Origin of the sequence: Pseudomonas sp. Irchel 3E19, assembly GCF_900187585.1 — a bacterium.
GTDB lineage: Bacteria > Pseudomonadota > Gammaproteobacteria > Pseudomonadales > Pseudomonadaceae > Aquipseudomonas > Aquipseudomonas baetica.
The window spans coordinates 1-19,890 of record NZ_FYDT01000076.1 but is presented as its reverse complement, the minus strand read 5'-3'; the positions used below and the strand labels follow the sequence as shown (position 1 = coordinate 19,890).

The window sequence follows — 19,890 nt, the reverse complement described above, 5'->3', positions numbered from 1 at the left end:
CACTCGATGGGAATATTTTGAGTGAATGTGCTCAAGTCACAGAAGTTGAAAAGGTCGCCGAGGTCGAGCAAGTCCTGTTGAACAGACATAAAAAATCCGATGCCAGAGATCTGACATCGGATTTTCGGAGAAGCCCGGCGAGGATTCAAATGCTTAAGTGAACAGCATTACGCTCATTGGCGGGCTTTTTTATGTCCGGTATATCTGCCAGCCCAAACGCTGGGCAAAGAAAAGCCAGCATTCACGCTGGCTTGAGATATTTGGTTCGGCTCAGGACGCGTCTGCGGCCATTTCGGCGTCGTGGGCGATCAGCGACACCAAAGCGTTTTGCTGGCGGTGAGAGAGTTGACGGAATCGTTGCAGCAACTCGCGCTCATGCAACGAAAGCTCGGGGCTGTCCAGGCGCATGCTCAGCTCTTCGCCCAGTGCGCCTTCCTGAATAAGACTCTGCTCAAGGCGCGCAATGATTTCGGAGTTCATGCTGCGATGATGATTGCGAGCCACCTCGGCAATGCGTTCACGCATTCCGTCTGGCAGACGTACGACGAACTTGTCAGCCGTACGGCTGGAATAAATTGCCTGTTTCAATGGGCGCATATATTTAACCGGTTAGTTCAGGGGAGCGGTTCTCGGGATTGGCCGCAGGATGTGTTTTAGGACAAGCATCCGCACCAAATGGTTCAACCTGAATTGTTGAGAGGCGCGCATCATGCCTCAAAATTGCCAGATCATTGGCGTCAATTCTGTGACAAATATTGAGCCGGATAAAGGCGTAATGCCAGCACCAATTATCAGAAATGCGGACTGGTTTGAAAACTTTGCCTGGTCTCGCGTCACTGTCCGCTTCCAAGCGCTCATCAAATGATGTCCGAAGACATCAGGGCGTGCATTCTATGCGGATTTAGATCCTTGTTCCTTACCTGTACAGAATAGTGGCAATTTGCCGATTTACTAGTGCTGAGGCATGTCGGAGGGCGTTTTCAAGATGGGTGGCAGGCTTATTTATCTGATGGGCCCCTCGGGTTCAGGCAAGGACAGCCTGATCGACGCCGCGCGTGAGCCTTTGCGTTTGTTGAGCTGCGAAGTGATGCGTCGGGTGATTACGCGTTCGGCGGAATCGGTGGGTGAAGATGCGATCGGCGTGACGCAGGAGGAGTTCGAGCGCCGTCTTCGCGAAGGTGGCTTCTCTCTGGTATGGCATGCCAATGGTTTGTCCTATGGGATTCCAGTAGAAATGGATCAGTGGTTGAAAGCGGGGCGACATGTATTGGTGAACGGCTCTCGCGCCAATCTGCGGCAAGCGCAAACACGCTACCCGTCACTGTTACCCGTTTTACTGACAGTCAAGGATGAGGTGTTGCGAAAGAGACTGCTCAAGCGTGGTCGAGAAACGATTGAGCAGATCGATGCGAGGCTTGCCCGCAACGCTCTGTTCAAGGAAAGGAGGTCAAGTGACAGACCTGTGTGTCTTATCGACAACTCCGGCGACTTGCCTGACGCCGTCAGTCAGCTGCTCGATTGGGTAAGGGTTAACGCAATACTGGGTCGAACTTGATTTTACGTCCGGCAATCAGTGCTAATACGAACAGCACCGCAAATGCGCCGCATCCGATCAGAGGCAGCGATATTTCGGTTTCCTCGAATAGCGAAAGATGCATGACGCCACTCAATAAGCCGAGGATCAGAAATCCTGCTGCTGATTTAGACATGCTGTACTCCTGAAAATATTTCAAAAAACAAGACGATCGCTTGCGTGCGCTGACAGCGTCTGCTCAGGCGAGCTCGCTACTCGGAGCTCAACGATCTGATTGCTCAACACCGCCAATTGCGGTGTTTTCTGCACCTGCAAGTAATGCGGCATACGCTGAGCGATCGGCGCGCCCTTTTCGAGCGAGAAGTGGAAACCCACCAAAATCGCCAAAGCGATCGCATTGGCAAGCACAAGAGTAGTGTTCATGGCGTGGCGCTCCGATTGTTCTTCTTTCTATAGAACAGGCAAAGCAGCCGTCGTGCCAATAGTCTAACCGCTACTAAGTCCTTTAAAAACAAGCATTTGAGAAGGTTTTCCTAATTATCCTGGTTGCAATCTGCAATGATAGCTTTTTGGGGTAGTGCAAAATGCACGGTAATTCTTCCCGCAGCACTGCAAGGCGCCTGCCTACACTTAAAAGTCCTACGGATGACATGACAAATTAGGGCTTGACCGTTAACATGCTCGCCGTCCGTCGCTCATCATCTAAAAGCGACAATCGTGTGTCTCAGTAGCTCAATTGGATAGAGCATCCCCCTCCTAAGGGGAAGGTTGGCAGTTCGAACCTGCCCTGGGACACCATATAATTCAACGCTTACAGCCTGATCCTTGTTTGCCGAGAGAAAGCTGTGACAGCAGGGTGACAGCAGCGAGCGTCGTAATCTGGCGATCGGGAGCTGTCCTCTGGCGCTTTACTCCCCTCAGTCATCGAACCTTTGAGCCTTTCGCGCTCAGCGATAGTCGCTTCGTCGATTTCCCCTCTTACTAATTCACTCTTCGTTTGCACGATGCTTTACCGTCGCGTTGCACGTATCTCTCTGCACACCCGTCAAATTGAACTCGCTGTTCCCCATGCCCCATTTGAGCCACTAAGCCCGCGATTTGCTTGAGTCGCAGCGGGGAAGGGAGGAGCCGCCAGCAGAGTGGCGTAAGGTTGGGCGCTGTAACACCTATCGTATGCGTAACATGCTGCCTAAAGGGGTGAATAAATACCTGTTACATCAATAAAAGCTATATATATCAATGGCCTGCGTGGTTCTGTAACGTGTGTAACACCCGTAACGTCACTTTGGGGCTGTTATGAGGAGACAGCTTCGTTGCTAGACGAATACGGTGGCTCTACGGTGGATGTGATTTCCTTGTGAAAGGTGCTGAGCTGCCCTTTTTGATAAGTCGTGCCGTGTTTAACGACAAACTCGTGCATAGCGGTGGAGAGAGGGTGCTCAATTGTGAAGTCACCATACTGTTCAAGAAACGAGCTCCATCTGCTTTCGAGAACTCCCGTCCTACGATACCTGGGGGCTATCCAAATCCAGCCTAAGCACCACCGACCTTCCTTTTCAGGAAAAAAGGCGCACGCGCCAGCAATCACACCCTGGTGTTCGGTGTCATTGGCCGCAAAGAGGTATCCATGACAACCCCCGCTTGCAGGCCGGTTTACGCCGCCATCCCATTGCAGAAAGTCATAGCGGAAATCTCGTCGAAATTGAATGGCTCTCCTGCGTACCTCCTCGTGCATCCATAGTGGAGCAGTTGAATCGACCTTCTCCGGACACGAGTGAGCAGTTAAGCGCTTTGCGAAGCGAAGACTTGGGGTTGGGTCAATCAAATGCCTGACACGGGTGTGCTCTTGACGGTGAGCTCTTGCGGAACTGGCGCTATTGGTTAGGTATGCAGCGCCGCAATAGTTGCAGGTCTTATCAATCTGCTTTACTGCCCGGTATCGCGGGCCGCGTACCTCCAGTTGAAGCGGCTCCCCGTTTGAGCGCGTCATGACAAATCGGTAGCCATTAGCGTCTTTGAAGGTCTCTTCGGTCCGACTGCCGTATCGATCTTCATGATCAGACCTAAGGATGTAAATTTGGCGTTGCCGTTTTTTCTCGTAGTAGAAGATTTCCATCTCTGGGTCTGTAAGCAGGTCTCTGCCGGTGAAGCCTTTCAGGAATCGCTTCACCAATACGTGAGGCCGGACACGCAGCCCTAAACCTTGCAGATGAATCAGCAATCCCACTGCATCGCTGGCGGTGAAGCCAGCAGAGCCGAGTGCCTCGTCATCAGGCCGATTGGGTTTCCAATAGATCGTCTGGCTGGGGATGTCGAAATAGGAAGCTAGTTCCTGAATCAGCCGATTAAGGCGAGAGAGACCTCGATGTTCTGTTCGCTCGATTAGTTCCTCCAGGGAGGCGGAACGAATTGCTCGAGCCTTCAGTAATTCCTCTTCTTCCGGAAATAAGTATCGTGGGTCTGGCAGAGCGGTACGTTGTTCCTTGACCAGCTCGAAAAGTGTTTCAAGCGTTTTGCAGCTAAGTCTTTTACGCATCTACATCCACTCAATCGGTATGCATAGCATGGAGACCCATTATCGATTATCTCAGTCGAAAAAACTGCTGGGGACCCTGAGGACTTTCGCGCTATACGGGGTCGGAAACCCGCGTGACTGAGTTAGTGGGAGGTTTCCAAAGTTACTGAAATTTCAGTCATTGAAATTGAAAGAATTCGGTTGAAAAAGGGTCATCGTTACCGCATTGGTAATGATGAACCTTTGTGCTGCTGATTACGCACGCACCGAGCCGTCAACCGCGTCAACCTGTCAACCAATGTAGAAAAATCAGCCACTACCAAGATCACGCGGGTTATCTGCCCCGTGTCGTTCAGAATTGCCCAGGGGCCCCGGCAACATTTCAAGACCTTGTGCAATTGCACTGGTGAACTGTGAGTTCACCCGGTTCACCTGTTCACTAAGCTGGGCACCTTTTCGCTAACACATTCCCGCGGGTTTCCGACCCCGTATGTGTCTCAAAGCCACAGGGGCCCCGGCACCTGCTGAGTCTCATCGCTGGTGGAACGCGTTGCTAATGGGGAGCGGGGACGTATACCTTTCAAATGTGGTGTTACAAGTGTTACAGGTGTTACGCAATGGCTTAAGTGGCTGTTTATAAAGGATAAAAGCGACGTAACACCTGCTGGCGGCTGACCTTGTGTTTGGTGTAACACTGCGGAACGGTGTTACGGGATTTTAAGATCCCCTGTTGGACACAACCTAGATGCGCTGGGTCCAAACTCAGACTTTTCCTACAGACTTGCCCCCGACCGGTGCGCTAGTCTTTCGAGAGCTATTGAACGCTTTGACCTCTTAATCGAGGTTTTTGATTGCACGACAAGGACGACGAATGACTCCCTCCGCTCGATTGGGTGACAAGCATGTCTGCCCATTGCCCGGCCATGGCACCACCCCGATTGCCTCCGCCAGTGGCGACGTAAATATCAACTTTATGGGCTCCGCACGTGTCGGTGATACATGTGGTTGTGGTGCCGTAATAACCACAGGGTTTCCATCGATCCAGGTTAATGGCCGTCCTATGGCCCACCTGGGCAGTCCTACCAGCCATGGCGGAACCGTCATCACCGGGTCAGGTGATGTGGGGGGCGGGTTTGTGATGGGCAATGCCGATGGTGCAACCATCATCAACTTCATGGCACTGGGAGCGTTCCGCCCAGATGGCACCGTGGACGATGAAAAGATGGCGACCTTGCTCGCTGACCCAAATTTGAAAGAGAAGGCTCTGGCGGCGAATGCTTTGGTAGATCCGCAGTCCAGCACCGAACAACCCGAAGCGGAGGCAGAGCCAGAAGCACCCACGACGTGCAAAGACCCTGACATGATGGAGCAACTGGCCGATTACATTGCCGATGAGATGAACCGCAATATCAAAGACCCAGCAGTCTTGGAAATGAAAGAACTCAACAGCTTCGATCCTGAGGCGGAAACCAAGAAATTTATGGAGCTTCCGCTATACCTGCGTCTAGGGCAAGACCCCCAATTTTACAATATGGCACTGGGGAAAAAGGCGAAGGCTTTCGCCATCTGGACGAAACAGGTGGGTCAGGGGCAGGATTGGGACCATAAGAAAGAATTGGCCAAACTGTTTGGTGCCCCTTGGCACAAACAAGGGGCGTATGACTTCTACTACGACATCTGGTCGAACATTCATTATGGGTATGTCGGCTTAGCCGGTGGACTCTCTGACAGCGTGCAATTGGACGGTGCTGGAGTTGAGCAAATAGGCTCAGACAGTTGGCGCTTCCTCCAAGACCCTAAGAGGTTTAATGGCCCGCGAAGGACGGAGGGCGTCGAAGGGATGCGAGCTTGGGATGATGCTCCTGATAGGGTGTCAATCATGCTCGGAATGGAACTCTACAAGGAGTATCCGAACGGCGGTATCACGGCACAAATCATCATGGACAAAGTGTTGGCAGTGCCACTAGCTGACTGGGGAACAGGGGTTCAAAAACATGTCTGCAAGTGAAAAGCGATCACGACATATTGGGCGGTGGATAGGGCTGCTTCTCATTGGTGCGGTGGCGTGCTGGTACGTAGCAATACCGCGAGTTGTCGTTTTTTATTCAAAGGACGGTACCAAGAAAATCAGTTACGTTCTTAACACCCAGCACGTCATCGTTCGCGGTGAACTGCTGCCCGGAGAGACAGCGGGTGACGTAGGACATATATTTCCTAGTGATGAATTCTTCATGCGTCTCGACTGGTGGAATGCGAAGGGCCTAAACCGCTGCGTCATGATTGTGCCCCAATGGCCGACGACGGAGATTCATATTGACCGTAACGGCGAGATTGACTCCAGTGAAGGCAGTGGCCCTGATAGAGATCGATTGAAAGTTTGTAAGTAGGTTTTGTGTTCGCAGCGGGGACTGCTTGGCTGTTTTCTGTTCGTCGCGAAAGGCAGATAACGGCCAAAAGCGGACGGTGATAGAAGGCTAATCTGTCTCCTTTTCGATGATGCGAAACATGAGAAGCACATTGTTTAGCTGGAGTCGAAGTACTAAGGACGAGCTTGGCCTCATCCGGATCGACCGAAAACTTGGGTAGATCACTGCAGTCAGGGCCCCGGCGGTACTCCTCAATTGCTACCGCCCTCACAAACTCGTTTACCTTCACTCTTCACTCATGGCTTTCGACAACGTATCAAACACATCTGCAGCAAATTGCTCAATTACCCCAATACTCTCTATCACCATGGGGGTATCAATATTATGGTATTCACCCATTATTGTTTTTCCGTTACGATGAATAAAGTCGTGTCGCATTTCGACAACCTTTTTTATGTTGGCCATGTGGGTGTCTGGCAAGACTCGCCCCGTGACAAGGTTAACGTATTTTTTCACTACAATAGGATTGTGGTAGCTTAGAGAGTTGAGGATATTTATTACTATTCCATTCAATCCAAGCTCTGCAATCTCCTTTACTGTGTACTTCAATCCTTTGTCCTCTGACAGATTTTCCACAAAAATATTCATGAGGTGCGGAAATGTCAGTATTGCGGATTTTATTACATCCCCTATCATTGCTTCCAATAAAGTGACGGCATGAGCGTAAACCATTTTATGGATGGTTTTATCATCAAAAGGATTAGCCCTCTGATTGACCATTATTTTCAAAGCTTTAAGATTTTCTGTGAATATACTATAGGTTTCAAGAAACGGATGTTCCTCGAACCATTTTATTTGGGCTTCGTACTCTGCCATTTCTTGTTCATGCTGATATACCTCAGCCATATCTTCGTATCCAGGATAATCCTCATCAACATCTACATCATCAGGGATATTATAGATTTCCCGCATCCACAGAATCATGCGTTCATTTTCTTGATCCATCATCCATTGTTTCGTGCTTCCCATAAATATTCCCTTTGTCAATGGTTTGGGTGTATCACACCTGAGTAGTACTTATCAATTTCTACCAGTGTCCTCTCAGTGCTATCAACGCTCGATCAAACGCCACGAATCAGGTATAGAAAGCAAGCTGATCGAGAGTAAGAATTACTTGCAGGGCTCTAATCATTGTGTAAGTGTCTTGATGAGCTGCACCATGCCCTACAGCATGTCTTGAGCTTGCTGATCCGGAATTGGATTCAGGGTCAAAGTTGGCGAAAGTTTGCTGGGTAAGGTATTCAGCGAAGGCTTTGGAAAACATCAGCGTTTGTGAACCACCGGTTTTACCCTCCGCTGAATCCAACGCAAACTTCAGGAGTCCTTTGATTCTCGCTCCTTTACCACCGTTTGCTGCTCGATGAGCGTCGTTGAGAACCCCTTCAATCTCGGTCAGAAGTATTTTGATAACGGCAACTGGCTCTTTTCTATTAAATGCGTCAACAGCGGCCTGAAGCAAAGCCATCCTGGATGCAAGATGTGGTTTTTCTGCCCATCGATTGAGCAGCGTCTGCATTCGCGATTCGTCGAAACTATCTAGAGTTTTTTGCTCCAAATCTGCGATATCAAAACCTGATTCCAAGTGCTCCAAGAGGTCTTTAATTTCTTGAATGATCTCAACGAATGGGAACCACCCTGCAGAGATCAGGCGAGCAAAAAGCGCAGCATTTCCAAGAGCATCGTACAAGTGCCGATACCGCAAATCCCTTACAAGGGTGCCCAGTATCCGTTCAAATGCTTTAACGTCCAGATTTGCCCTTTGATTGAAGTCGAATGCCATTCCAAACCTCCAACCTTCCCTGAATATACAAAGCACCTTGTCTTGCGCACCAATGTCTACACACGGAAAGCTCATGCCAATGATGTCCGCGATATCATGCTCAAAAACAACAGTGCCTGCTTTGAGACCGCGCTTGACCATTATCAACATCGATACGGCTGCCGTATCCAACCAAAGCTCTGCGCTATTATCTGGGTGCATTACCAGCAGCGTCATACTCGCTTTTTGAAGGTTGACGGCCGTACCTGCCTGGTTGGCCATGTGGTTGATTATTCTTTGGAGGTTATCGGCGATCTTGTGGAATACCGGCTCGTCCGAAGTCAGAGCGAGCGCAGTGTAGATCTTCACGGGCTCGCCCTCCTGAACTGATTCTAAAGCAACTCCCGAAATGCCTTCGATATTCTTGAAATGGTGTGGTTTCCCATTATTTTCAACCATACCGGGATACGGAGCTGGGGGGAGCGAAGGCACTTTTGAATTTTCTCCAGTCTCTTCAGCCACACTGTATCTCCTCTGATAACTCGAAAAAAATTGATGAAAAAAGATATTAAGAGAAAGTGGCACCGTCTCCCTCGTATTCACGTACTTCCAGATGAAATGCCTGCTAGGTAACTAATGCAGGTAGCCGTATAAGGCTCACCTAAGGGCGTTTCAAGATTGCAAGCACTGCGCTGGGCGTGTTAGCGGTGCTTGGTGCAGGATGTCATAGATACGCTAGTCTGTGGCACTGTTATGCCGTCAGACACAGAAGCGGGCCGAAGTGGCCGCTATTGGCCGGTTAGCGACGGCCTGACTTCGACCGTCGCTATGCATGATCAAACCTCAGTCTGTTCCGCCATCTCCAGTGCGTCATCGACCTCAATCCCCAGATATCGAACAGTGCTCTCCAGCTTCGTATGGCCGAGCAGCAACTGAACCGCCCGTAGGTTCTTCGTTCTGCGATAGATTAGTGATGCCTTTGTACGTCTCATTGTGTGAGTGCCATAAATGGCTGGATGAAGGCCTACGGCTTTCACCCAGCCATTGACGATAAGAGCGTATTGACGAGTGGATAGATGGTCTGAGGTATGTAGCCGGCTAGGAAAAAGGCAGTCCTCGCTGTGTATTTGTGCCTGATGTATCCAGGCCACGAGAGCTGACCGTGTTTGCTCAGTGATCTCAAACTGCAATGGCCGCTGCGTTTTCTGCTGCATCACCATGGCTCGTGAAGATACGTGCTCGCCATGGGCGACATCGCGCACGCGGAGCTTGGTTAAGTCGCAGGCTCGAAGCTTACTGTCATGGCCAGATCGAAGAGAGCCAGATCCCGGGTTCTTTCCGCAATTTGAAGCCTTACTCGGATGGCCCAGATATTTCTCAGTCGGAGTGGGGCTTTCTGCCCGACTAGTTTTCCTTTGTTCCAGGGCTGACGGCTGCAGGTAGCGATGATGTTCATGACAAGTCCTCCACGTCTGGAAAGACAAGGATGGCTAATCAGAGCGACGGGCGCTAACCGGCCAAAAGCAGTCGGCGGAATATCCGATGGCAAATTGGTGGCTTTTCTCCGCCTTTGTTGCGATATTCAGATCAGAATTAGGCGTCCACCAGCGTCCTCTTAACCCAATAGGGGCACTAATGTGCCGAACGCCAATTTATATCACTACAAGGAATGTGGAATGTCACAAAAAATATATTTCGACGAGTCCGGATTTACAGGTAACAATCTGCTGCACCCAAGACAGAATTACTTCGCCTACGCCTCGGTTGCTACAGATGATGATGAGGCGAAAACGACTGTAGAGAGGATTATTAAGAAATACAACATCCAAGGGGGTGAGCTAAAAGGTGCCAATCTTGTGAAGTTTGCGAAAGGCAGGAAAGCAATCACGGAGGTGCTTGATGCTTTCGATGGTCGAATTAAAGTCTCAGTTTCTGACAAAAAGTTTGCCTTGGCCGCAAAATTTCACGAGTACATTTTTGAGCCTTGTTATTCCGATATCAACTCTCTTTTCTATGGGATTGGTTTCCATCGTTTCATAGCGAACGTGCTGTATGTGGAGTTCATCACCCGCGGTGCGGGTGCGGATGAGCTCTTCGCTGAGTTTGAAGCGCTGATGAGGGACGGCAGCGGGCAAAATCTCGAAACTATTTTCTCGTCGTCAGCGGTTGCGGAGCACTCCGAGACTATCAGGTTGATCCGTGAGTTTGCCCAAAAGCGTCACCAAGATATTCGAAGTGAATTGGCATCATTAGCGAACGGTGAGACGGGCAAATGGGTGCTTGATCTGACCAACTCCGCTTTATATACCCTCTTGGCTAATTGGGGAGTCGAGCATGAGATAATCACAGCAGTCTGCGATCACTCTAAACCTCTCCAACACAACCAGGAGATGTTCACCTCAATGGTGGGCAATACGACAAAGAGTTTCTCTGAAATGGGGGGAGAGCAACATCCGATCACGTTCAACCTGTCTGGCCCAATAGAATTTGCTGCATCACATGAAGCACACGGCATTCAGATTGCGGACGCCGTCGCCGCTGCGGCCGTGTACGTGTTCTCAGGGGTCAAAGATGAATCGGCTGACCATTGGCGGCACATCATTGCACGACAGGCTCGTTATGGCAGCGTAGTGCCCGACATGGATGAAGTGAGACTCGAACTTCAGCGAGCCCAACGCAATACTCTTCTATTGCAGCACTTGCATCAAAGGGCGATGGAGGACATGAGTCTCACAGAGGGCTTGCCACAGGTAATTGCAGATATAACGCGCAGGTTGAGAGTTTCACCTTTTCAGATGGGATAAATCGGCTCTGAGTTTGCAGACACTCGATGACGGCTTTTGGCCGAAAGCAGATCTCTGACCTTCCTAGTGGGTCTAGGAAATATATGAGATTCGTAAGGCGGCTGTGAGTTGACTACGAAATTGCTCTCTTTCAGTCAAGTACTCACTAAAAAGGGCCCGAGTGGGCCCTTTTTTAGGTGAAGCTGTATTACTTCTTCTGCCATCCCTCGACGATGTCCGCTCCGTGCTGTGCTTTCCACTCTTTCAAAGCTTTGTGGTTCCCGCCTTTGGTTTCGATGACTTCGCCGGTGTTCGGATTTTTATAAACCTTGAGTTCGCGTGGTTTGCGTGTGCTTCCGGTTGGGGGCGCAGATTGGCGCCGGGAAGTGGTCTGTGGATCGAGCAGGTTAATGATGTGCTTCAGGCTGAAGCCGTAATGCTCCAGCAGCTTGCGGAGCTTCGTTTCGAACTCAATTTCTTTCTTCAGTCCGACATCACCTTTCAGCGCTTCCAGTGCCTGAAGCTGCTCAGCGAGGTGTTTTTCCAGCTGACGGTATTCTGCGAGTTTGGACATATTTTTTCCCTTGTTCGTGAGGTGATGCATGCTCATTTGGATAGTAACGATGGTTACAAGTTCAGCACTACTTCCGGTGATTCAGCTGGCTTTCAATATGCGCCATTTCCGATTTAATCGCGTTGATAGTTAGCGTTTGTATCGGACTGGTTTTGCCCGGCCCTGCGTTGATGGTCTTTAGCAGGGCATTGAGATGAGCCTTTCGAGTTTTGAGCGTGTCAGACCGACTGGCACTGTTCTGTATTGGCTTGTTCATTAAGTTCATCCTTGCGTTGTTCCAGATTGCTCATGTCTACGGGAGGCTGCTGCACCGGCAGGCTGTCGAGCTGGATTAAGTCCCGCACGTGGTATTGGCGCGAGCGAGCTGATAGCTCTTCCCACGTCCACTTCCCAAAGTTTTCACCTTGCTCTGGAACGGCAAGCTTCATCAGCCCGATCTGGTCTCGGCCAAGCAGGTTGTAACTCGCCCATAGCTTTCCGCCCGCCTCGAACAACGCTTTAGCGGCCTCATTCCATTTTTCTTCGAGTACCGTGTGCGAAAGCAACAGAGCTGTGCGCTCAATGTCTTTATGCTTTACCTGTGCTTCTGCGATGTATTTATCTACGGTGAGCAACTCCTGCTCCAGCGCGGCCATGATCAGGGTTTGCCGACGGTTATGTTCAGTGGCGGTTGTCAGGTTCTTCGCCGCCTTTTGTGCGTCGGCATTGGCAGTCTTCTCGCCTTCGGTGTCACCCCACACAACAGCCTGCGCGTACGCAGTGGCAGCGTCCGTTTCGGCCTGACGGGCTTTGGTCATATCCTCTTTCGCTAGTTGTTGGATCTGCTCCAGGCGGGTGCTCAGACTGTGACGCTTTTCGTTAAGCTCCAGCTCATCAGCCTTCCAGTTATCCATAGCCTCGATGTAACCCGCCATTAGGGAATCGCAATTGGCGAGGTTTTCTCGGCGATTGATTCGCCGGTCCAACAGATCGGCATTGAGATTGCGCGAGTCGAATTTGCCTTTCAATTCGTTGTACTTGTCCCGCAGTTCGCGCTTGCGATCCGGTTCGATGGCGTCGTCGCTTTCCAGCACTGTTTCGAGTGGCAGCATTTCGGCGTGCAACCGTTCTGCCTCGCTGCGCAATTGGTCGCGTTGGTCTTTCAGGTCTTGAAGCTCGTTCATCTGTTTAGTCTCTGTGCAATTCGATTGTGGGTTGGTTGAGTGGCTGGCGAGGCCGGGGCAAAGCCGGCGCTACCTCAATCAGCAGAGATGCCCTCAGGCAGCCCGAGCCTCGCTCTCATCCATTCCGAGAATCGTTTTCACGATGTAGCAGCGTTGCGGGCCTAGGCCGGGTAATCGAACCAAGCTATATGCCTTGCCATCGCTCCCAGGCTCTAGAGCGCCGCGCTGTAGCAGCTCCTTGTTCACTGCATTGATGTTCATGCCCCGGAAGATCTCCGAGCGCCATGCTTCGGGCAGCACGTAATAGGTGTTGGTGGTGTGCAAGGAGTCGCCCAAGCCGTGCTCCAGCGTCTTGCGAAAGCCGAGGCGGTCAATGGTGCGCGGGCCGTGTTCGTCGATCTTCGCCGCCGCCGATTCCCAGCGGGTGAAGCGGCTTTCGCCGAAGCGCTCGATGACCTGGCGCAGCCGCGCCATGATGGCATCGCCCTCAAAGTTACCGGCGCCGCCGCGCTCGTTCATCCATGCGTTGAGGCACACGCGAGCAGCGGTGGTGGCAGTGCCGTCTGGCCAGCCGGTGATACCCATTGCGGTAGCCAGCTCACCCGCTGCGGCCGCTAGGCCGAAACGCGCGGCTGCACGGTGTGCCTGTCCACTGGCCGAGGCTGGTAGCGATTGGGCGATAAACCCTTCCTGCGTGCGGCGCAGGATGGCGGACCAACCGTGGCGCTTGCCCGGTTCACACAGCGCCGTGAGAAACGCGGTGAGTGGCGTGCCGTAATACTTCGCTACCCGCGCCTTGAGCGCGTCGGCCAGTGCCGCCGCATCCTCAAAGCCGTTGAGTGCGTCGAACATGCCGAGCCCTTTGCTCGCATCGGCTGGGACCGCGAGCATACGTACCTCCATGCCCGCTTTCAGCTCCTTGTTGGCCTCGGCCATGTGCTGGGCCAGCGTCTTCTCGCCGGTGGAGAGGAACAGCAAACGCCACTCTTGCACCTGTCGGCCTGCTTGGCCTCGGTCATTGGCGCGTGCCTTGCCGGTGCCGTTACCGAGCATGTACACCGTCTCGCCGATGATGCGCGGGTCGCACATGCCGATTTCATCCAAGACCAGAAGGCCGTCGGAATGCGCGGCTGCGATGGATTCGAGCGCGTTGTCGGTGGAGCGCCAAGAACGCACCAGACGCGGCCCGCCGTAGATCGAGGCGGCAACTTGCAGGTGCGTGGTTTTGCCGCCCGAGCTGTCGCCGTACAGGTGGAACCCACCTGATTCATGGCCGAGCATGTGCAGCAGTGGTCCCGCAAAAGCCACGCCGACGACGAACGCCAATCGATGATTGCCGACGCACAGTGCCCCGATCTGCTCCTGCCACTGCTCAAGCGTGCCCGCTTCGCTGATCGGCGGAAGCTGAGAACCGGCCTCATAGAAATGCAGATGTTCACTGTGCGCGCCGACCTGCTGCTCGGGCAGAAGAAAGGCGCTGTCGTGCCAACCCAAACGCGTGACCAGTCGTGCCCGTTGCGCGCTTTCGAAGCCACCGAGATAGCTCTGCAGGTCGTTGCGTGCATTGCGTCCGGACCGACTACCTGCCAGACGCAGCCCCATGTCTACCAATGGGCCAAGTACGTCCTTGCCGAAGTCGCCGGTCATGGTGCGCGCCGGGATGTTCCAGCGTTTTTTGGCGCCGTCGGGGTCGTCGAACTCGACCAGCAGGCCCCAGTTCTGGCCTTTGTCGTCGCGAGTGCGGGCAAGGATTTCCAGAGGCGAGCACACTGGCCGCGCTTCGCCGTCGTCGCCCGCATAAAAGACGCCTTCGGACGTGAGGCGAAAACCACCGGGCATCAGGTCATTCTTTGGTTTCGAGGGACGCTTGGCTGCTGCTTTTACCTTCGGTTCCGGATTAGCCTTGGCCTGATCAGGCTCCGACTTTTCCACAACCAAACCGAACAGTTCACCGCTGCTTTCCAGCTTGGTGAAGTGGGGCGCTGTCCAGCCGTTGGCCAGCGCATCGGCGGCATCGTCGCCGTCGTCCCATTGACCACCTTTGGCGAAGTCAGCGGCGCCGTTCTTCAGCGTGGGCTTGCGCTTGAACACCTCCAGCGCGATGACTCGCACCGACGCGGCGCCGATCTCGCGCAGCTTGTCGGCTACGGTTTTCATGCAGGCTGCACCGCTGACGTCATTGTCTGGCCACAACAACACGTCGCGCCCTTTGAGCGGGGTCAGGTCGGCTTTGTGCCAGGAGTTGGAACCGTTCGGCCAGCAGCTGGCCACATGGCCCGGCATCAGTTCGGCGGCGGCATCGGCAGCTTTCTCGCCTTCGCAGAGAACAACCGGGGCGTCAGCGCGCTGGACAAGTTCATCAAGGCGCAGCAGTGGACGCGGTTCGGGCAGACCCTGCCAACGCCATTGCGTGGTTTGGCCATCGGTGCGCTGACACCATGTCAGGGGTGCAAAGACCTTCTTCGGTTTGCCGTCCTCGTCAGGGGCGAGGTCGAAGCGGTAGAGCGCCATTAGCGGCTGGCCCTGAGCATCACGGTAGATCCACACCTTGGACGGCGCGCCGTGCTGCCGATGCTTAGCCGGGCACTTGTTCATTGCCTCGGCCGGGATCGGCTGAATGGCACTCCACTCAGGCGCTTTTGCCTTGGCAGGCGCTGGCTTCGCGTTGGCGGCGCCGGGCGATACGTTAAGCAGGTCTGCCAGTTTATTGCAGGCTTCGACGTCGGTGCCGCCTTCTAGATAGCGCACCAGATCGATCAGATCGCCGCCCTTGTCACCGGTGGCGAAGTCGGCCCACGTGCCCTTGCTCAGATTGACTTTGAGCGAACCGGCGCGCTTATCGCTGCGGGTCGGGTTGGGAGCGGTGTATTCCTTGCCGCCGTCGACGCGCTTGCCGTTGGGCAGCCAGTGCGACAGGACACGATCAATGTCTTTCAGTGCGACGGCTTTCACGTCGGCGAAGCTTGGGCGTTTTGTGTTGCTGTTCGGGCGCTGGCTCATGTGTCAGCCTTCGGCAGAAACAGTGCGTCGTTGATGTCATCGATCAGGGCTTTGGCCATCTCGCCAAGGTACAGAGCAGGCCAGCTGAAGCGCTCGCCGCTGTCGCTCATGGCGGCGTCGAAGTTGAGCTGGTTGGCGTGATGCTGCAGCAGGGAAACCATCTCCAGTGCATCCTCGACAGGGACTCCGGCATTGACCCGGAACAACTTCAAGTCGGTGGCGTTCACGCGAGTAAATGTGGCGTGCCCCGGCGTTGTGGAGGTGTTCATAGCGCACCGCCTTTCTGCGCGGCCGGAACTGAGGTGTTGTCACCGTGCAAGGTGAGGGTTTTGATAAGGCCGAGAGTGCCGCGCACGTCCCAGAGGACGGCGGCGATCACATGATTGGCGAGGCGCGAAGATTCGCTTTCGAAGTGATCCTCCAGCAGCGTTAGCACCGAGTCGGCGCGATCAATGGCGCAGGTGATGGCGTCGATGGGTACACCGGCTTCTGCTCTTGGATTAACGCAGAGCAGGTCTTCAGGTAGGGCAAAACTCAGGGCGTTGTTCATTGGCCATACCCTGCGGTTCTGAAATCCTCACCTTCACTGTAATGAGTGCTGTAGCAGGTGCATTCAGGGGAGTGCCTATCAAACTTGGCGTGAGGGGGGCATAGCACTTCTACTCGGCAGACTCCGGAGGAGCGGAATGACTCAAGTGCTATCACAGATGTAGCGATAGACAAGCAGCGGCTACCAAGGATGCAGCCGGTGTGGTCTAGCAAGTAGATGATGATATGCTTAGTCGGTTGCATGGCGGTCTGCTCAGATTTGCTTTGTGGCAGTCGAGTCAGTGGTGCAAACACTGACTCGACACTTTCTAGCTTCAGATCCCCCTCGCTTAAAATTTCTTCTTGTGCCTTTGGTGATGTGTCTTTGCTCATCGGGCACCTTCCTTTGCTGCGCGCTCGATCCAGCTCTTGAGTTCGGTCATCAGAATTAGGCGTCGCTTCCCGAGCTTGAATGCCTTCAGCTCACCCAGGGCAATGACTTCGTAAATCCCGGATCGAGTGTGGCCGACCAAGCGGGCAGCCTCTTCAACGCTTACCGAGAGTGGAGGGCAGCTTGCTATTTGCGACATGGTTTTCTCCTGAGGGCGATGATCTGTATTTATCCACGGCAGAAGGTTATGACTACAAAAGATTTTTGTAAAGCAAAATGCTTTACGGTTGCGTCCGGTTGTTGCCGATTGCGTTTTGCATTACGCTGAGGGTCTACAGGAGATTAAGACATGGCAAAGCTCAACACGAAGCAATCGAAGCTCACCCCGGTTTCATTCAGGCTTGATCCAAAGGTTAAATTCGCTGCTGAAATTCTGGCGCGCTATCAACGGCGATCTCTCGCCAGCACGGTGGAGTGGGCTTTGCTGAGATCTCTAGAAGGTAGTGTTCAAGTCGGTGTCGAGGAGGGGGCTGCTGTAACGCTTAACGAGCTAGTCAATATTTCTTGGAGTGAAGATGATTTCATACGAGCTGTGAATATCGCTTTTTTAGTTCCTCATATGGCCACGCATGAGGAGTCTTGTATCAAGGCAGTCATTCTTGCATCGAAGCCACTTTGTTTCACTGATAGCACTAGGCGCGTTTATCATGGTGTCGATAAAGTCAATTTTGATGCTTTATTGCTAATGCGGGAGTTGGTAAAAGAGCGTGCGAACATGCTTTCGGTTTCAGGAGAGCTCAAGCCAATAACTGAAAGGGAGTGGGCAAAAGTTTTCGTGGAGTCGGGTTCTGTTAGCGCCACTTTAGAAGAGTCTGAATCTACAGGGGAAAGTCTAGAACAGAAATTAGAAAACCTTTCGCTAAAAATCTTAGAGCGCGACCAGTATCTGATCAGTCTCCAAGCAGAGTGCAGAGGCTTGAGATCGAGGTGTGAATCGCTTGAAACTGAGAGCACGTGGAATCGAGTAAAACTAAATTAATTCGACTGCTGCGGCCTTTGTAGCCGGTGCTAGGTGAGCGTAGCGAAGTGTCATCTTGATATCCGCATGACCCAGCAGGTCCCGTACAGTGTTGAGCGGTACGCCAGCCATGACTAATCGTGAGGCAAAGTCGTGGCGCATATCATGCCATCGGAATCGCTCAATGCTTGATCGCTCAAGTAGTTTAGACCAAGCACTCTTTACGTCTTCCAGGCGCTCACCTGTCTGACTAGGAAATACATATTGAGAGTCGTTAGAGTTTTTTTTCCAGTCGGTAAGTGTTTTCAAGGCTTCTCTGTTCATCGGTACGTGACGTGTATCATTAGTTTTTGTCGTCTCGCCACTTACGGTTATCGTTTTGGTGTCAAAATTTACAGCTGACCATTTGAGGTTAAATATCTCCCCGCGTCGCATACCTGTATTAAGTGATACAAGAACTAGCGGTTTCAAATGGTCGGTAAATGGTGTTGTTGCTAGGCTTGGCATTAGTTCTTTGTTTCTTTCAGATCGCCATCTATTTGCGCTTTCACGTTCTGCACGCATTTCGTCCTGTCTGGTATCTAAAGCTGCGCGCAAGCGTTTCGTCTCATCGGCACTCAGGTATCGAACCTGTCCAAGTGTATCGACCTTGAGTTGTTTCACTCTGGCGAGCGGGTTAGCACTGATGTACTCCCATTCGACGGCTCGACTGAATACACCACTCATTGACCCCATTTTTCGATTCACCGTCGATGCCTTGTTGCCAGCCTGCATCCAAGAGGTGCGAATTTGTTCCAAGTCGCGCCCGGTGATCGCATCAAGTCGCTGAGCCATGATCTCGTCAAAGTTGTTATCGAGTGTATGGCGGGTTTTTTCGTGGCCTTTGTGGTGTATTACAAACCACGGCATATAGGTGTCGTCGATAAACTCGCGTAAAGAGGGTAGGGCGGCGCCTTTGCGACCTTGCACGATGGCTAGTGGTTCGCCGTGTGCACGCGCGTCTGAAAGGTACTGTGCGGCTTCAGCGCGTGCTTGTTCGAGTGTTAGCACGCCAACTCGACCGAGAGTGGCGTTCTTGTTACGACCCCAAGTGACCATAAACGACTTATGGCCGCTGGGAAGCACACGAATAAAGAGACCTGGCTGCGCAGTGTCGTGTACGCGGTATGTCTTAGGTTCAGCCGATAGGCTGTTGATTAGCTTCTGCGTGATTTTACTTTTCAAGTGGTGCGACTCCATGACAGCAGGGTGACAGCAAAAATGACTATACGGACCTGTTTTAATGGACGCAACCGGACGGACTGCCCAGTAAACAAGGGCTTAGGTCCATGTACGCTGGACTTGCGATGTCCCTCCTAAGGGGAAGGTTGGCAGTTCGAACCTGCCCTGGGACACCATCTGATTCAGGCCTTCCTGGCCATTTTCTCTCCACTGCGTTTCTCTGTGATAGCAGCGTGGCGGCTGAGAAATAATTAAAGCCCCCTTCGAATGATCTGCAGGGGGCTTTTTCGTATTCATCGCTCAATGAAGATGCAGATGGTAGATCTGCTGGAACTCTTGTTGAGTGTGCAATAGCTCCTGTTCTCCCTGCTGCGGTCGTACTCATGAGTGGTGTGATTTCAAAAGATCGATGACTTTGAGGTAAGGGCCGAGCCATCGGCGTTGCCAGCATGCTGAACGCTTGCGCGCTTCTCTGGGCGGGGGCAGTTGCTCAAGTCGATCTGCCGTCATCCCGGGAACATCAACCAGGTACTCGTCGACAATCGTTCTCTTCGTGATCAGCGGCGAGCGGTTCGAGTGATTCTCGGGCGCGGATCTGCTGTGCCTTCCTTTATATAGAGGGGAATTTTAAGTCTTTTGGAGAAAGGCGAAATTAACGGTTGACGGCAGATTCTGGAAGTCTATAATTCGCCCCACTTCCGGCGCAGTCGAAACGGAAAACTCCTTGAGATTCAATGAGTTATACGGTTTTCGATAGCGGGTTGCTTCAGTTCATCGAAGCCTGGAAGGAGTTGGAAGAGCGGTGACGTTTGGCTCTTTTAACGGTTCGATCTTCTCGGTCGAAAGCGGAGAAAAAGAGGTGTTGACAGCAGCGTGTAACGCTGTAGAATTCGCCTCCCGCTAACGAGAGATCGGAAGCGCAAGTGGTTGAAGTTGTTGAAGAATTCTTCGAAAACTTCTGAAAATAATCACTTGACA

The 19,890-nt window shown here is 52.5% G+C and carries 18 protein-coding genes, 1 tRNA gene and 1 pseudogene; 6 read left to right on the top strand and 14 right to left on the bottom strand.

Going from position 1 to position 19,890, the window contains the following annotated elements:
* Window positions 1–270: 270 nt before the first annotated feature.
* Window positions 271–597, bottom strand: a complete 327-nt coding sequence (locus CKW18_RS28115) for an Arc family DNA-binding protein (RefSeq protein WP_003178899.1) — start codon at window positions 595–597, stop codon at window positions 271–273.
* Window positions 598–985: 388 nt separating this feature from the next.
* Here CKW18_RS28115 and phnN point away from each other — a divergent pair, with 388 nt between their 5' ends.
* Entirely contained in the window at window positions 986–1,555 is a 570-nt protein-coding gene (gene phnN / locus CKW18_RS28110) for a phosphonate metabolism protein/1,5-bisphosphokinase (PRPP-forming) PhnN (RefSeq protein ID WP_095191766.1), read from the top strand.
* Here phnN and CKW18_RS28105 read toward each other — a convergent pair.
* Together CKW18_RS28105 and CKW18_RS28100 are read right to left on the bottom strand one after the other, a co-directional pair.
* Window positions 1,530–1,709, bottom strand: coding sequence for a PA3371 family protein (locus CKW18_RS28105; RefSeq protein WP_095191764.1), 180 nt, complete (start codon window positions 1,707–1,709; stop codon window positions 1,530–1,532). The two genes, phnN and CKW18_RS28105, sit on opposite strands and share 26 nt — an antisense overlap.
* 20 nt (window positions 1,710–1,729) lie before the next feature.
* Complete coding sequence (locus tag CKW18_RS28100) at window positions 1,730–1,957, bottom strand: hypothetical protein (RefSeq protein ID WP_095191763.1); 228 nt, start codon at window positions 1,955–1,957, stop codon at window positions 1,730–1,732.
* Between the two features lie 298 nt (window positions 1,958–2,255).
* Between CKW18_RS28100 and CKW18_RS28095 the strand changes: the two genes are divergently transcribed.
* Window positions 2,256–2,332, top strand: a tRNA-Arg gene (locus CKW18_RS28095).
* Between the two features lie 496 nt (window positions 2,333–2,828).
* Here the strand turns inward: CKW18_RS28095 and CKW18_RS28090 are convergent.
* Window positions 2,829–4,070, bottom strand: a complete 1,242-nt coding sequence (locus tag CKW18_RS28090; RefSeq protein WP_095191762.1) for a hypothetical protein — start codon at window positions 4,068–4,070, stop codon at window positions 2,829–2,831.
* Window positions 4,071–4,920: 850 nt separating this feature from the next.
* Here CKW18_RS28090 and CKW18_RS28085 point away from each other — a divergent pair.
* Both CKW18_RS28085 and CKW18_RS28080 read left to right on the top strand, forming a co-directional pair.
* Window positions 4,921–6,057: a polymorphic toxin type 44 domain-containing protein gene (locus CKW18_RS28085; protein WP_095191761.1), complete on the top strand. Its 1,137-nt coding sequence runs from the start codon at window positions 4,921–4,923 to the stop codon at window positions 6,055–6,057.
* A complete protein-coding gene (locus CKW18_RS28080; RefSeq protein ID WP_095191760.1) occupies window positions 6,044–6,436 on the top strand; it encodes a hypothetical protein in 393 nt (130 codons plus the stop codon). The genes CKW18_RS28085 and CKW18_RS28080 overlap by 14 nt, the downstream gene beginning before the upstream one ends.
* Window positions 6,437–6,700: 264 nt before the next feature.
* Here the strand turns inward: CKW18_RS28080 and CKW18_RS28075 are convergent, their stop codons facing one another.
* The 3 genes and pseudogenes from CKW18_RS28075 to CKW18_RS28065 all read right to left on the bottom strand — a co-directional run bounded on the left by CKW18_RS28075 (window position 6,701) and on the right by CKW18_RS28065 (window position 9,690).
* Complete coding sequence (locus tag CKW18_RS28075) at window positions 6,701–7,423, bottom strand: hypothetical protein (protein WP_141233173.1); 723 nt, start codon at window positions 7,421–7,423, stop codon at window positions 6,701–6,703.
* A gap of 127 nt (window positions 7,424–7,550) precedes the next feature.
* On the bottom strand, window positions 7,551–8,756 hold the full coding sequence (locus CKW18_RS30835; RefSeq protein WP_218274359.1) for a hypothetical protein: 1,206 nt from the start codon (window positions 8,754–8,756) through the stop codon (window positions 7,551–7,553).
* A 314-nt stretch (window positions 8,757–9,070) separates the two neighbouring features.
* Window positions 9,071–9,690, bottom strand: a pseudogene (locus CKW18_RS28065) (tyrosine-type recombinase/integrase).
* A gap of 220 nt (window positions 9,691–9,910) precedes the next feature.
* Between CKW18_RS28065 and CKW18_RS28060 the strand changes: the two are divergent.
* Entirely contained in the window at window positions 9,911–11,038 is a 1,128-nt protein-coding gene (locus tag CKW18_RS28060; protein WP_095191758.1) for a DUF3800 domain-containing protein, read from the top strand.
* A gap of 187 nt (window positions 11,039–11,225) precedes the next feature.
* Here the strand turns inward: CKW18_RS28060 and CKW18_RS28055 are convergent, their stop codons facing one another.
* The 6 genes from CKW18_RS28055 to CKW18_RS28020 all read right to left on the bottom strand — a co-directional run bounded on the left by CKW18_RS28055 (window position 11,226) and on the right by CKW18_RS28020 (window position 16,872).
* A complete protein-coding gene (locus tag CKW18_RS28055) occupies window positions 11,226–11,591 on the bottom strand; it encodes a histone-like nucleoid-structuring protein, MvaT/MvaU family (protein ID WP_095191757.1) in 366 nt (121 codons plus the stop codon).
* Window positions 11,592–11,809: 218 nt separating this feature from the next.
* Window positions 11,810–12,754 (bottom strand): chromosome segregation protein SMC, encoded by a 945-nt coding sequence (locus CKW18_RS28045; RefSeq protein WP_095191755.1) that lies wholly within the window; start codon window positions 12,752–12,754, stop codon window positions 11,810–11,812.
* A 93-nt stretch (window positions 12,755–12,847) separates the two neighbouring features.
* Window positions 12,848–15,754 carry a DUF927 domain-containing protein gene (locus CKW18_RS28040; RefSeq protein WP_095191754.1) on the bottom strand — a complete coding sequence of 969 codons (2,907 nt, stop codon included), beginning with the start codon at window positions 15,752–15,754 and terminating at the stop codon, window positions 12,848–12,850.
* Window positions 15,751–16,023, bottom strand: coding sequence for a DUF3077 domain-containing protein (locus CKW18_RS28035; protein WP_095191753.1), 273 nt, complete (start codon window positions 16,021–16,023; stop codon window positions 15,751–15,753). The genes CKW18_RS28040 and CKW18_RS28035 overlap by 4 nt, the downstream gene beginning before the upstream one ends.
* Window positions 16,020–16,304, bottom strand: coding sequence for a hypothetical protein (locus CKW18_RS28030; protein WP_095191752.1), 285 nt, complete (start codon window positions 16,302–16,304; stop codon window positions 16,020–16,022). Before CKW18_RS28030 ends, CKW18_RS28035 begins: the two co-directional genes overlap by 4 nt.
* A gap of 367 nt (window positions 16,305–16,671) precedes the next feature.
* Window positions 16,672–16,872: a helix-turn-helix domain-containing protein gene (locus CKW18_RS28020; RefSeq protein ID WP_095191750.1), complete on the bottom strand. Its 201-nt coding sequence runs from the start codon at window positions 16,870–16,872 to the stop codon at window positions 16,672–16,674.
* Between the two features lie 150 nt (window positions 16,873–17,022).
* Between CKW18_RS28020 and CKW18_RS28015 the strand changes: the two genes are divergently transcribed.
* Window positions 17,023–17,712, top strand: a complete 690-nt coding sequence (locus CKW18_RS28015) for a hypothetical protein (RefSeq protein ID WP_095191749.1) — start codon at window positions 17,023–17,025, stop codon at window positions 17,710–17,712.
* Here the strand turns inward: CKW18_RS28015 and CKW18_RS28010 are convergent.
* Complete coding sequence (locus CKW18_RS28010) at window positions 17,704–18,915, bottom strand: site-specific integrase (protein WP_095191748.1); 1,212 nt, start codon at window positions 18,913–18,915, stop codon at window positions 17,704–17,706. The genes CKW18_RS28015 and CKW18_RS28010 overlap by 9 nt on opposite strands.
* Window positions 18,916–19,890 lie beyond the last annotated feature (975 nt).

Bases quoted from the DNA above. Each gene is read 5' to 3' on its own strand.
- CKW18_RS28115 (WP_003178899.1), bottom strand. From the start codon at position 597: ATGCGCCCATTGAAACAGGCAATTTATTCCAGCCGTACGGCTGACAAG.
- phnN (WP_095191766.1), top strand. From the start codon at position 986: ATGGGTGGCAGGCTTATTTATCTGATGGGCCCCTCGGGTTCAGGCAAG.
- CKW18_RS28105 (WP_095191764.1), bottom strand. From the start codon at position 1,709: ATGTCTAAATCAGCAGCAGGATTTCTGATCCTCGGCTTATTGAGTGGC.
- CKW18_RS28100 (WP_095191763.1), bottom strand. From the start codon at position 1,957: ATGAACACTACTCTTGTGCTTGCCAATGCGATCGCTTTGGCGATTTTG.
- CKW18_RS28090 (WP_095191762.1), bottom strand. From the start codon at position 4,070: ATGCGTAAAAGACTTAGCTGCAAAACGCTTGAAACACTTTTCGAGCTG.
- CKW18_RS28085 (WP_095191761.1), top strand. From the start codon at position 4,921: ATGACTCCCTCCGCTCGATTGGGTGACAAGCATGTCTGCCCATTGCCC.
- CKW18_RS28080 (WP_095191760.1), top strand. From the start codon at position 6,044: ATGTCTGCAAGTGAAAAGCGATCACGACATATTGGGCGGTGGATAGGG.
- CKW18_RS28075 (WP_141233173.1), bottom strand. From the start codon at position 7,423: ATGATGGATCAAGAAAATGAACGCATGATTCTGTGGATGCGGGAAATC.
- CKW18_RS28060 (WP_095191758.1), top strand. From the start codon at position 9,911: ATGTCACAAAAAATATATTTCGACGAGTCCGGATTTACAGGTAACAAT.
- CKW18_RS28055 (WP_095191757.1), bottom strand. From the start codon at position 11,591: ATGTCCAAACTCGCAGAATACCGTCAGCTGGAAAAACACCTCGCTGAG.
- CKW18_RS28045 (WP_095191755.1), bottom strand. From the start codon at position 12,754: ATGAACGAGCTTCAAGACCTGAAAGACCAACGCGACCAATTGCGCAGC.
- CKW18_RS28040 (WP_095191754.1), bottom strand. From the start codon at position 15,754: ATGAGCCAGCGCCCGAACAGCAACACAAAACGCCCAAGCTTCGCCGAC.
- CKW18_RS28035 (WP_095191753.1), bottom strand. From the start codon at position 16,023: ATGAACACCTCCACAACGCCGGGGCACGCCACATTTACTCGCGTGAAC.
- CKW18_RS28030 (WP_095191752.1), bottom strand. From the start codon at position 16,304: ATGAACAACGCCCTGAGTTTTGCCCTACCTGAAGACCTGCTCTGCGTT.
- CKW18_RS28020 (WP_095191750.1), bottom strand. From the start codon at position 16,872: ATGTCGCAAATAGCAAGCTGCCCTCCACTCTCGGTAAGCGTTGAAGAG.
- CKW18_RS28015 (WP_095191749.1), top strand. From the start codon at position 17,023: ATGGCAAAGCTCAACACGAAGCAATCGAAGCTCACCCCGGTTTCATTC.